Raw genomic sequence first — 12,895 nt, 5'->3', positions numbered from 1 at the left:
TGTATTGTCTAATTCATAAACAGTAATTTCTTAATTATTTAAGAGGAAACTAAAATGAAAAGAACTGCAATCGCATTAGCATTAGCAACTATTGCTACTGCATCTGTACAAGCTGCACCTCAACCTAACACTTTCTATGTTGGGGCTCGTGCAGGTTGGGCTTCTACTCATCATGATGTAAAAAAACTTGCTCAAGCATCTGAAATGGATGATGGTTATAATGACGCAGGTTTTCATCGCAATAGCTTTACCTACGGCTTATTTGGCGGTTATCAAATCACTGATAATTTCGCAGCTGAATTAGGTTATGACTATTTTGGTGGTGTGAAATTCCTTCATCAGGGTAGTACCGCATTCAAAATGCATAACCATGGCGCTTCTTTGAGCTTAAAAGGTAGCTATCCAATCCTTGATAACTTAGATGCATATGGTCGTATTGGTGCAGCATTAGTTCGTTCTGATTATAAAGATAAAGATCATGGCGACGTAACTTATGAAACTCACAGCTTAAAAGTTTCTCCAGTGTATGCTGCGGGTTTAGAATATGCACCAATTCCAGAACTAGGCTTACGCCTTGAATATTCTTGGTTGAATAATGTAGGTAAATTCCGCAATGAAGCAGGTGAACGTGTTCACTTTGCTCCGAATATTGGTGCGGTTACCTTTGGTGCATCTTATCGCTTCGGTCAATCTGCACCAGTTGCACCAGTTCAAGTATCACAAAGCTTTGCTTTAAATAGTGATGTGACATTTAGCTTTGGTCAAGCGCAGTTGAAACCAGATGCAAAAGTGATTTTAAATGATGTTTCTACACAACTAGCAAATTCTAATGTGAGTAATCTAAATGTAGCAGGCTATGCAGATCGTATTGGTCCTGAAAAATACAATATGAAACTCTCAAAAGAACGTGCTGATGCTGTTGCAAAATATTTAGAAAAACAAGGGGTTTCTTCAAATATTATCCATACGGCAGGTTATGGTTCAGCAGATCCAATCGTTCAATGTAATGATAAAACTGGGCAAGCATTAATTAAATGTTTAGCACCAAACCGCCGTGTAGAAATTACTGCTGATGGTATGGCTAACTAATCGTAATGCCATCACTGTTATTAAATTAAATGTTAAATAAGGTTCTAAGGTACAAATTAGAACCTTTTTTGTATATATGAAAGCTATTTTTTTATTAATTTAAAAAAGATTTTAAACATAAAAAAGAATGTATCAGGATGATGATTAATTAGGGTTATTTAGTAAAAAAATAATTATTATAAGGTAAGTTATATATAAAAGAGAAGTTATTTTATATCTTTAGATTGAAAAATATACGAATAATTAATAAAAAAAGGATTTTTAACTGATTCTATTTTTTTTTTATTTAAAATGAGTAGAATAAGAGTTGCACATAGAGAGTGTAACTGTTTCTCAAGAAACAAAAAATTTCTTTATTTTTACTAGAGGAAGATAATATGAAAAAAACTGCAATCGCATTTGCTGTAGCTGCTCTAGCTACCGCTGCTGTGCAAGCTGCACCACAAGCGAATACTTTCTACGCTGGTGCGCGTGCTGGTTGGGCTTCAATGCACAACGATGTTAAAAAACTAGCTGATCAAATGCAAGATCAAGATGAACACCTTGGTATTCATCGTAATAGTTTTACTTACGGTTTATTCGGTGGTTACCAAATCACTGATAACTTTGCGGCTGAATTAGGCTATGATTATTTCGGTGGCTTAAAATATAAATCAGAAGGTCATACTGTGTTTAAAATGCATAACCACGGTACTTCTTTAACCTTAAAAGGTAGCTACCCAATCATTGATGGTTTAGATGCTTATGGTCGTATCGGTGCTGCATTAGTACGTTCTGACTATAAAGTAAAAGACGAAGGTAAAGTAACTTACGAAACTCACAGCTTAAAAGTTTCTCCAGTATATGCTGCAGGTTTAGAATATGCACCAATTCCTGAATTAGGTTTACGTCTAGAATACTCATGGTTAAATAACGTAGGTAAATTACGTGATGAAGACCACAACCGTGTTCACTTCGCTCCACACATTGGTGCAGTAACATTCGGTGCATCTTACCGTTTCGGTCAAGAAGCTCCAGTTGCTCCAGTACAAGTTAGCCAAACTTTCGCTTTAAACAGCGACGTAACTTTTGGTTTCGGTAAAGCAACTTTAAAACCACAAGCTGAAACTGCATTAAACGACATCTATGCTCAAATCGCTAGCGTTCATGCTCAACAAGTAACAATCAACGGTTACACTGACCGTATCGGTTCTGCAAAAGGTAACTTACGTCTTTCTAAAGAACGTGCTGAATCAGTAGCAAAATACTTAGAAGGTAAAGGTCTTCCAGCAGATATCGTTGCAGTAAATGGTTACGGTTCAGCAGATCCTGTTGTTCAATGTGCTAAAGAACACGGTAAAGCATTAATCAAATGTTTAGCGCCAAACCGTCGTGTTCAAATTTCTGTTAATGGTACTAAATAATCGTCATTTTATAATGGCAATTTAGTAAAAGCACCCCGTAATTTTTAAGAGTTACGGGGTTGTTTTTTATGAGGTAAAGGAATAAATTTTACTATTTTTATTAATATATTCCCTACTAATTTTATGTTAGAATGTGGAATAGATCATAGGAATTATCTTATTACCGACTGAAGGAGTATATAAGCTCCTTAGTTACTGGAGAAAAATCGATGAAGAAATTATTTATTTTACCTATTGCTGCAACGGTACTTTCTGCTTGTTCAATGCAAAAACCTGCTCCTGTTGTGAATGTAGGTAGCGGCGATCAAGGGTTAAACAATCCGGCTACAACAAATAGTCAAATTATAGATACTCGCTGGAATGAAGAAGTGAAGCAGTTGCCAATGGCAGATAATATGCCAACAGATGTGGCATATAATAAAATGAGTTCTTCTCGTAACGATTTGATTTTAGATAATAATTTCTATATTCCTCGTACTGTACAAGGAACACCGAATTATAACAAATTAGTGAAAGGCTCATATAAAGCTCGTCAATATCAAGTTAAACAAGGTGACAGCTTATTCTTAATTTCTTATATCTCTGGTATCCCAGTCGATCAAATTGTTAAGCTAAATCATTTACCGAAGCCTTACAGCTTACATGTGGGACAAGTATTAATGTTAGCACCTAATGAAAGTCACGTGACTGACAAAGATGTGGCATCTGTTCAACCTATAGCCGATAAAAAAGTTTACATTCCTCGCAATCCTCGTACAAATAAACCAGAATATAACCGTATGACGAAAGGTTTTTATCATGGGAACACTTATACTGTAAATAAAGGTGATACGTTATATCTTGTATCCTACATTTCAGGACAAGATGTTAAAGAGATTGCACGCCTTAACCATTTACGCCCACCGTATGATTTACATGCTGGACAAGTAATTAAGCTATTACCAACCTCTGGAAATTATCGTCCAGTGCCAGAATCATCAGTTGAAACTCGTCGTGAGGAAGTCCGTCATCATGTAGCACCTGCAATTACACATTCCGCACGTGTAGCACAAACTACGAAGAACACATCTCAACAACACTTCATGAATACGTTATTATGGCAATGGCCAACAACGGGTAAGATTATTGATTCTTACTCTTATGCTGATGGCGGTAATAAAGGGATTGATATTGCAGGACAGTTGGGGCAACCTGTTCGTGCAGCAGCAGCAGGACAAGTTGTTTATGCAGGTAATGCATTACAAGGTTATGGTAATTTAATCATTATTAAACATAATGATGATTATCTCAGTGCTTATGCTCATAACCAAAAAATATTAGTTAAAGATAAACAATGGGTAAAAGCAGGGCAAGAAATTGCAACAATGGGGGATTCAGGATCTAACCGTGTAGAACTTCATTTTGAAGTGCGTTACAAAGGACAATCTACCGATCCAATGCGATATTTACCAAAACAACAATAGTGAATTGATAAATAAAAAGCGATAAAATTATTTATCGCTTTTTAAATTTTGTAGGATAGAAAAGGGCTCTATCCATTTAGATAAGGAAAATTATGCGTAATCCTATTCATAAACGTTTAGCAAATTTATCGCCATGGAAACAATATACTTTTATGGCTTGTCTTTGTGAAAGAATGTATCCAAATTTTTATTTTTATTGTGATTTAGAAAATAATCACACTTTTGCTAAGCGATATAGAAATATTTTAGATTTAGTTTGGGAATTTTTAACAGTAAAAAATGCTAAAATCAATTTTGATAATCAATTAGAAAAATTAGAAAACATTATTCCACAGGTTGAAGATCCAAAAAATTATGCGATTTTTCCTGCAATTGACGCATGTAGAGGTCTTGCGGATCTTTTGCATAGTATTATTGCGGGTGAAACATTAGATCAAGCTATTTCTATTAGTCAATTAAGTTTAAAAACAATTGTTGAATTGTTAGAAACACAATCAGAAAAAACATTTAATGATGAAGAATTGAAACATCAACCATTAATTGAACAAGAACTTGATGTGCAATGGGAAATTTATCGAGTTTTAAAAGATTGTGAAAAGCATGATGTTGAACTTATTTTAGATTTAAAAAATGAACTAAAAGAGGTTGGAATATCGAATATTGGAATTGAATTACGCAAATAATGTGATTTAAAACACAAAAATATAAGATAATACTTTGTAAATTTCCTAATTTAGGTTATCTTTGTAACGGCTGTAATAACAGTTTTTTTATAAAAAAATAAAAAATGTTTTTTACCATTTAAATCAAAAAATATAGAGGAATTGATTTATGAACAAGACAGATTTAATCGATGCAATTGCACAAAAAGCAGGATTATCTAAAAAAGACGCTAAAGCAGCATTAGAAGCAACTTTATCTTCTGTAACTGAAAGTTTACAAAAAGGTGATGCTGTGCAACTTATCGGTTTTGGTACTTTCAAAGTAAATGAACGTAAAGCACGTACTGGTCGTAACCCACGTACTGGCGAAACAATCAATATCGCTGCGGCTAAAGTACCTGCATTTGTTGCTGGTAAAGCATTAAAAGATGCGATCCAATAAGAAAGATTTTTTATGTAAGACCCTGTTTTTTAAACAGGGTTTTTTATTTTTTAATCTATTTTAAATTTTGTGCAAATCAAAGTATAATGCAATTTTTACAGTAGTATTTACTAGAAAATATAAAAAATAAGGATAAATTATGTGTGGAATTGTGGGTGCGGTAGCACAACGAGATGTAGCCGAAGTGCTAATCCATGGATTACAGCGACTAGAATATCGTGGTTATGATTCAGCTGGACTTGCAGTAGTTGATAAAGAACATCATTTAGAACGTTTACGTGCAGTGGGTAAAGTACAAGTTTTAGCAGATAAATTAGCAGAACATCCATTAGCAGGTACAACAGGGATTGCGCATACACGTTGGGCAACCCATGGCGTTCCAAGTGAAGCGAATGCTCACCCACATATGTCTGGTGATTTTGCTGTTGTACATAATGGTATTATTGAAAATTACCAAGAATTACGTGCGGAGTTACAAGCAAAAGGGTATGTCTTTACTTCTGAAACAGATACCGAAGTGATTGCACATTTAGTAAATGAGGAAATGAAAACTGCATCTTCATTGTTAGAAGCAGTCAAAGCGACAGTAAAACAATTACGTGGTGCTTATGGTATGGCTGTGATCAGTCGTCGCACTCCAGAACGCCTTGTTGCAGCACGTTCAGGTAGTCCTCTTGTGATTGGGCTAGGCGTTGGTGAAAATTTCTTAGCATCTGATCAAGTGGCACTTTTAAATATTACTCGTCGTTTTATGTATCTTGAAGAAGGCGATATTGCTGAAATTACTCGTCATCAAGTCGATATTTACAACGCAGAAGGACATAAAGTAGAACGTAAACTACATACTGTTGATACAGAATACGATGTAGCGGATAAAGGTCCTTATCGTCACTTTATGCAAAAAGAAATTTTTGAACAACCTGTTGCACTTGCTAATACAATGGAAGGTCGTTTAACGAATGATAGTGTATTAGTAAATAGTCTTGGACAAGGTGCTGAGGATATCTTCAAAAAAGTTGAGCATGTTCAAATCGTTGCGTGTGGGACTTCATATCATGCGGGTATGGTTGCTCGTTACTGGTTTGAATCTATCGCAGGTGTGAGCTGTGATGTGGAAATTGCATCTGAGTTCCGTTACCGTAAATTTGTAACTCGTCCAAATAGTCTTTTCTTAACCTTATCACAATCTGGTGAAACCGCAGATACGTTAGCAGCATTGCGCCTGGCTAAAGAAAAAGGTTTTATGTCAACAATGACAATTTGTAACGTACCAACATCATCATTAGTACGTGAATCAGATTTAGCATTAATGACCCGTGCAGGGACAGAAATTGGTGTAGCGAGTACTAAAGCATTTACTGCACAATTAGTGGCAATGTTAATGTTAGTGACCGCAGTAGGTAAATGTACAAATCATTTATCACAAGATGCAGAATCCAAAATTGTACATTCATTACACAGCGTTCCAGCACAAATTGAAAATGTATTAAGCTATAGCACGAAAGTTGAAAAATTAGCCGAAAACTTTAGTGACAAAAACCATTGTTTATTCTTAGGTCGTGGTGAATTTTATCCAATCGCTTTAGAAGCAGCATTAAAATTGAAAGAAATTTCATATATTCATGCTCAGGCATATGCGGCAGGTGAGTTAAAACATGGACCGCTAGCATTAATTGATTCTGACATGCCAGTGGTTGTGATTGCACCAAATAATGAATTACTTGAAAAAGTAAAATCAAATGTGGAAGAAGTACAAGCACGCGGCGGTGAATTATTCGTGTTCACTGATCATGAAAGCAGTTTTAAAACTGGCAGCAATATGACAATTGAAAAAATGCCAATGGTAGATGAAATTACGGCTCCAATCGTATATACCGTTCCAATGCAGTTACTTGCTTACTATGTTGCTTTGATTAAAGGGACAGATGTCGATCAACCACGTAACCTTGCAAAAGCGGTAACCGTAGAATAACTTTTACCCATTAAATAATATAACACGCCCCAATTTTCATAAAATTTTTCGAAAATTGGGGCGTTTTTATAAAGTTATCTTTTTAGAATGGTACACCTGAATATAAGATAATATTTGCAAATGGTGTAAATTCTCCCGTTCTTACAATCCCTTTACTTTGATTAGCAAGTTTTTTAAAGCTATCATGAAGAACATGGTCAATTTTGATTTGATTATTTTGTTGTTCAGACATTTTCTCTAGCCATTCAATAATGGTGGCATAAAGAGCAGGATTTTGCGTTTTGATTTCTACTGCAAGCACCGCACGTTCAATAAACATTTCGGAACCTACTGCTTCAAGTGTTTGTAAAAAACTAGGAATGCCTGCGCTTAAAGCGAGATCAATGCGTGTAGTGTCTTTGCTGATAGGTAAACCCGCATCGCAAATAGTTAAGCTATCGCCATGCCCTAAGCAGGCAATTTCATAGGAAAGTCTTCCATTTAATAATGCAATTTTTTTCATAGCGTCTCCCGAACTGAATAAAAATTTGAATTTCTTTATTGTGCATTGTTCTCTTCAAAAGGCAAGGGAAGGGATGAGAATTATCTTCAAATATGTGAATTTGATCACAATAAAGTATAAGAATTTTTGAAAAAAAAATGATGTAAAACTATTTTTTCATTGTGTTATGTATGAAAACTTTTACAATAAAACAGAGTTAATTAAGTTTATATTTTTATTTGTAAAAAGGAGTAGTCAATGAGTCAATTAGCAATGAAAAAAATGGCAGCGGAAGCCGCATTGGCTTATGTAAAAGATGATTCTATTATCGGTGTAGGAAGTGGCTCTACTGTAAATTGTTTTATTGAGGCATTGGCAACAATTAAACACAAAATAAAAGGTGCCGTGGCAGCATCTAAGGCTTCCGAACAATTATTAAGAAAGCAAGGCATTGAAGTTTTTTCAGCAAATGATGTAACAGAACTAGATATTTATGTCGATGGTGCTGATGAAATTAATCCTCAGAAAATGATGATTAAAGGTGGCGGTGCAGCACTAACTCGTGAAAAAATCGTTGCTGCTTTAGCAAAAACTTTTATTTGCATTGTTGATCAAAGTAAACAAGTTGATGTATTAGGATCAACCTTTTCTTTACCTATTGAGGTTATTCCAATGGCACGATCACAGGTAGCGCGTCAGCTTGTTGGATTAGGTGGTTTTCCTATTTATCGTGAGGGGGTAGTAACGGATAATGGCAATGTGATTTTAGATATTGCTAACTTTACTATTTTAGAACCGATGGCAATGGAGCAAGCGCTTAATAATATTGCGGGTGTCGTGACTAATGGGATTTTTGCTTTGCGTGGTGCAGACATTGTTATTGTCGGTACGCCAGAAGGTATCAAAACACTGTAATTTCTAATATTTCATAAAAAGCGGGATATTTCCCGCTTTTTGTATAATTAGACTGGACAAATACTATCGGTAATGAGCGTTGCATCAAACTCGGAAAGTAAAGTTGCTAACTTAGTATCGTTGTGTAAGTTTTGACGTGCCTGTTCGCATAATTCATCATAAATTTTAGTGCGATATTCACTTGGCGTTACCCATTGTGCATCACTGCTTTCTGTAACAGTAAGTGAGATATCCTTTTTATAGAAATCTCGAACCGCTTGTTGAAGAGCAGTAAAGTACTTTTCTTTCAAATAGGATTTTTCTGGACGGATGATTAATTGAATATTTTCATCATTTTCAGCAACCTTAGCAGTACTTAATGCCATCTCTTTTATAAATCCTTGGATCCCCATTTCTTCAATGATATTTGCCCAATTATCACGTTGCGTTACTTCTTGAATAACTCGTTTTTGTAGTGCAGGGGTAATGCGACGTGCTAAGGCTTGCTTAATATCAGAAAGCTTTGTTGTTCCTGAAAGATCTTCCGCCATTTCTGGATTAATCCACTGCCAGCGATAATCTTCAGCTTGAATTGGCTTTTCAACTTCAACTGTTTCTTGCTGATATTGAGGAACCATCGTTGATGGTTTATTCGGAACTGAAGTGCTAGTTCTCGGTTGAATGGCACTGTTTTGTGCTTCATTCAATGAACGGCGAAATGCCGATAATTCAGTTGTAGCTTGTTTGCTTACCGAGTTACTATGGGGCTGTGGCTTTTTTTTTTGCTCGCTAGCAAGCTGATTTAGCCTATTCATCATTTGTAATGATGACAAAGGATTTTCAGTCACTGTATTAGTTTTGGTATGGCTTGGTCTTGATACAGTAGTTTCCGCTGGAGATGCTACCTGTCTAGGCTTCGATAGGGGCGCTTGGACTGGCGCAACTTGTTGTACGGGAGTAGCCTGTTGTGTTTGAGGAATATGGTTAAATTGAATATTCTCATAAAAGTCAACTTGGCTAAATTTAGGATGAAAGGCCAATGCTCTTAAAAAGAGCATTTCTACTGCCATGCGCTGATTAGTAGCGTTCTTAATTTCATCTTTGCCTTGTAATAAAATTTGGTAAAAGAATTGGACATCTTGCGGAGCAATATTTTTAGCTAAGAATGCAATACGCTGTGATTCTTCCGCCGTTGTTGGAAGAAATTGTAAAATCGCAATTTTATGTAGATGTTCAATAACCGCCGAGATAAGCGCAAGCCAATCTACACCATTGTTACTTGCTTCTTGAATTGCATGCATAAGATCTTCGCCGTTACCTGCTTGGAGAGCTGAAATAATGGCGAGAGGCTGATTATCATCAAGTAAACCAAGCATATCTTTGACAATAGCATGTGTGACTTTACCATCACCAATAGCAATTGCTTGATCGGTAAGGCTTAAACTATCTCGGATACTTCCTTGGGCTGCAATAGCGAGATCGTCTAGTGCTAAAACTTCATAAGGAATTTCTTCAGCAGTTAATACATGTTGTAAATGCTGGCTAATTTCATCAGGTTGTAAGGCTTTAAGATTAAACTGCATACAACGTGATAAAATCGTAATAGGTAATTTTTGTGGGTCAGTCGTTGCTAGTAGGAACTTAACGTATTCAGGTGGTTCTTCCAATGTTTTAAGCAAAGCGTTGAAAGAATGGCGAGAAAGCATATGGACTTCATCGATGAGATAAACTTTATAACGACCTTGAGTGGGCTTATATTGAACATTATCAAGTAACTCACGGGTATCTTCGACTTTGGTACGAGATGCCGCATCGATTTCAATAAGATCAATAAAATGTCCATTCTCAATCGCAACGCAGTTTTCACAATGACCGCAAGGCTCAGCAGTGACACCATTTTCGCAATTAAGACCTTTAGCAAAGAGGCGTGCAATGGAAGTTTTGCCGACGCCTCGAGTGCCAGAAAATAAATAAGCATGATGTAAACGGTTATCTTTTAAGCCATTAGAAAGGGCAGTGAGAACATGCTTTTGACCCACTACTTCAGAAAAAGTCTTTGGACGATATTTTCTTGCTAAAACTTGATAACTCATTATTTTCCTTATTTATTTTTGTTTGTTATGAAAGGATTAGTGTCCTGCAAAATCAACTAAACAGAATGGTGTTACGCCCATTTCTTTAAGACGTTGTTCGCCACCAAGTTCTGGTAAGTTAATGATGAAAGCGGCATGTTTTACATCACCTTTTAAAGCACGAACTAATTTAACGGTTGCATCGACAGTACCGCCTGTTGCGAGAAGATCATCAATAATGAGAACATTATCACCTTCTACAATAGAATCGGTATGGATTTCTAAGGTATCTTGACCGTATTCTAACTCATAAGATTGAGCGAGGGTTTCACGTGGTAATTTACCTGGTTTGCGTACTAATACGAATGGTAAACCAAGCGCTAAGGCAACAGGCGCACCGAAGATAAAACCACGACTTTCAGTACCGATTACTTTGGTAATCCCTTTATTTTTAAATTCTTCAGTAATGATATTAATACAAGCATGGAAAGCTTCTGGCGTTTCTACTAAGCTTGTGATATCACGGAAAACGATCCCTGCTTTCGGATAATCAGGAATAGATTTAATTGATGATTTAATCAATTCTAATTTGTTCATGTTTATGACCTAATCGGTATTGTTAATTTAATAAAAAGCTTTAACGATTCTAGCATAAAAAATTTATGCTAACGATAAATATCTTCACCATCTTTGCGTGTTTTTAGTAGACGTAATATCCAAACGTACTGTTCTGGACGTGGGGTAACAAAATCTTCAATAATTTTGTTCATTGCACGAGCAGCTTGTTCTGGTTCGTCTGTTAGTTCTAATGCAGGACGAATATCAACGATATATTTTCCTTTTTCTGCATCGTAACTAGGAAACATCGGAATAACGACCGCTTTAGCAAATTTTGCCATTTTATTTAAGCCAGGTAGTGTGGCTTTATATGTAGCAAAAAAATCCACATAAACACTGAGTTCCTCACCGTGATCTTCATCAGGTAAATAATAACCAGCCTCACCGCTACGAACCTCTTTTAAGAAAGGTTTAATACCATTTTGGCGTGCGTGCGGCATACTCCCAAAACGTGAACGAACTCCAGTCCATAACCAATCGACTAAAGGATTACGGTGTGGATTGTACATAGCGGTTCCTTGTAAACCGAAACAGCGAAGTAGGATACCTGCTGTATCAATAGCCCAGCCATGTGGCACCATGAGAATAATATTTTTTCCCTCGTCTCGTGCTTGTTGGATATTTTCCCAACCAAGCAATTCACAACGATTTCTTAAATGTTTTTTAGAGAAAATTGCACTTTCACCAATCCCCAACATGACTTGAGTAACGACAATGAACATTTTATCAATTACGTCTTCACGTTGTTGTTCAGTCCAATCAGGAAAACATTGTTGTAAATTTACACGAGCACGGCGACGCTGTTTTTTTGCCTTGTTTCCAATAATAATACCAAGTTTTGCCGCAAATTTATCACGAAGACGAAATGGTATTAACCCTAGAATAAGTAAACAAAAAACGCCTACCCAAACGCCCCAATATTGGGGCAATAAAAAAGACCAGCGCCATTGTGGTTGATAACCTACACGCGCGGTTAAACGAGTATTTTTTTGATTTTCCATTGATAATTAATTATAAAATGTGTGATAAGTGATTAAACCAACCCTGATCATAAACTATTTTTAAGGTTAAGAGAAATGACATTACCACTACAAGCGGACGGATAAAGGTTTGACCTCGATTAACGACTAATTTTGCACCAAGACGTGCGCCGATTAATTGACCAGCAAGCATTGTAAAGCCGAGTGGAAAATACACTTCTTTGCCGATAATAAAGCAACAAAGTGATGCGAAACTGGAAGCAAAGTTTAAGACTTTCGCATAAGCCGTTGCTTTAGAGATGGAAAAACCAAGAAGGGTAATAAAAGCAAGGCATAGCATTGAGCCAGAACCCGCACCAAATAGCCCGTCATAAAATCCGATAGTTAAACTCATTGAAAATGCGAATGTTACATAGGATATGCGACGACGAGAAGGCTGTTGACCAATATTAGGGGTAAATAGAAAATATAACCCGATAATAAAAGTTAGGAATGGGAGTAAATTTTTAAGGATATCCGCATGAATAACTTGTACCAGCGTTGCACCACAGATACCTCCGACGAATGACATGAGAACGACTAATTTAATATCACGTAATTCAATCATACCAGAGCGGTAAAAATATAAACTAGCAGAGAAGGCGCCAGCAGTTGACTGGAGCTTATTCGTACCAAGTACCATTGAGGGTGGAAGTCCAGCCATAAATAATGCTGGAATAGTAATAAGACCGCCACCGCCTGCCATTGCATCAAGAAAACCTGCAAAGCAAGCGACGAAGAATAAAATAATGAAAATTTCTATACCAAATGACATTTTTT

12 protein-coding genes are annotated in these 12,895 nt (G+C 36.3%); 7 read left to right on the top strand and 5 right to left on the bottom strand.

The window, feature by feature from the left end:
• Positions 1-54: 54 nt before the first annotated feature.
• The 6 genes from EL259_RS00520 (at position 55) to glmS (ending at position 7,031) form a co-directional block, all read left to right on the top strand.
• Positions 55-1,089, top strand: coding sequence for an OmpA family protein (locus EL259_RS00520; protein ID WP_126598001.1), 1,035 nt, complete (start codon positions 55-57; stop codon positions 1,087-1,089).
• Positions 1,090-1,466: 377 nt separating this feature from the next.
• Entirely contained in the window at positions 1,467-2,492 is a 1,026-nt protein-coding gene (gene ompA / locus EL259_RS00515) for a porin OmpA (RefSeq protein ID WP_126597999.1), read from the top strand.
• Positions 2,493-2,701: 209 nt separating this feature from the next.
• Positions 2,702-3,955, top strand: a complete 1,254-nt coding sequence (locus EL259_RS00510) for a peptidoglycan DD-metalloendopeptidase family protein (RefSeq protein ID WP_126597997.1) — start codon at positions 2,702-2,704, stop codon at positions 3,953-3,955.
• A gap of 92 nt (positions 3,956-4,047) precedes the next feature.
• The gene (locus EL259_RS00505; RefSeq protein ID WP_126597995.1) at positions 4,048-4,638 is read left to right on the top strand and encodes a YjaG family protein; all 591 of its coding nucleotides are present in this window, start codon (positions 4,048-4,050) and stop codon (positions 4,636-4,638) included.
• A 148-nt stretch (positions 4,639-4,786) separates the two neighbouring features.
• Positions 4,787-5,059 (top strand): HU family DNA-binding protein, encoded by a 273-nt coding sequence (locus EL259_RS00500; protein ID WP_126597993.1) that lies wholly within the window; start codon positions 4,787-4,789, stop codon positions 5,057-5,059.
• A 139-nt stretch (positions 5,060-5,198) separates the two neighbouring features.
• Positions 5,199-7,031, top strand: a complete 1,833-nt coding sequence (gene glmS / locus EL259_RS00495; RefSeq protein ID WP_126597991.1) for a glutamine--fructose-6-phosphate transaminase (isomerizing) — start codon at positions 5,199-5,201, stop codon at positions 7,029-7,031.
• Between the two features lie 82 nt (positions 7,032-7,113).
• Here glmS and rbsD read toward each other — a convergent pair whose 3' ends face one another.
• Positions 7,114-7,533 (bottom strand): D-ribose pyranase, encoded by a 420-nt coding sequence (rbsD, locus tag EL259_RS00490; RefSeq protein ID WP_126597989.1) that lies wholly within the window; start codon positions 7,531-7,533, stop codon positions 7,114-7,116.
• Positions 7,534-7,770: 237 nt separating this feature from the next.
• On the opposite strand from rbsD, the gene rpiA reads away from it, so the two are divergent.
• Positions 7,771-8,427, top strand: a complete 657-nt coding sequence (gene rpiA / locus EL259_RS00485; RefSeq protein ID WP_126597987.1) for a ribose-5-phosphate isomerase RpiA — start codon at positions 7,771-7,773, stop codon at positions 8,425-8,427.
• A 47-nt stretch (positions 8,428-8,474) separates the two neighbouring features.
• On the opposite strand, the gene dnaX is transcribed toward rpiA, so the two are convergent.
• The 4 genes from dnaX to EL259_RS00465 all read right to left on the bottom strand — a co-directional run bounded on the left by dnaX (position 8,475) and on the right by EL259_RS00465 (position 12,890).
• Complete coding sequence (gene dnaX, locus EL259_RS00480; protein ID WP_126597985.1) at positions 8,475-10,499, bottom strand: DNA polymerase III subunit gamma/tau; 2,025 nt, start codon at positions 10,497-10,499, stop codon at positions 8,475-8,477.
• A 36-nt stretch (positions 10,500-10,535) separates the two neighbouring features.
• On the bottom strand, positions 10,536-11,075 hold the full coding sequence (apt, locus tag EL259_RS00475; protein ID WP_126597983.1) for an adenine phosphoribosyltransferase: 540 nt from the start codon (positions 11,073-11,075) through the stop codon (positions 10,536-10,538).
• 68 nt (positions 11,076-11,143) lie between these two features.
• Positions 11,144-12,097 carry a lauroyl-Kdo(2)-lipid IV(A) myristoyltransferase gene (gene lpxM / locus EL259_RS00470; protein ID WP_126597981.1) on the bottom strand — a complete coding sequence of 318 codons (954 nt, stop codon included), beginning with the start codon at positions 12,095-12,097 and terminating at the stop codon, positions 11,144-11,146.
• Positions 12,098-12,107: 10 nt separating this feature from the next.
• Positions 12,108-12,890: a TSUP family transporter gene (locus EL259_RS00465; RefSeq protein ID WP_126597978.1), complete on the bottom strand. Its 783-nt coding sequence runs from the start codon at positions 12,888-12,890 to the stop codon at positions 12,108-12,110.
• Positions 12,891-12,895: the final 5 nt, after the last annotated feature.

It is taken from the genome of Actinobacillus delphinicola, from assembly GCF_900638385.1.
In the GTDB taxonomy this organism is placed as follows: Bacteria; Pseudomonadota; Gammaproteobacteria; order Enterobacterales; family Pasteurellaceae; genus Actinobacillus_C; species Actinobacillus_C delphinicola.
Note: the sequence above shows the minus strand (reverse complement) of the source record. Positions and strands in the feature narration are given on the sequence as shown.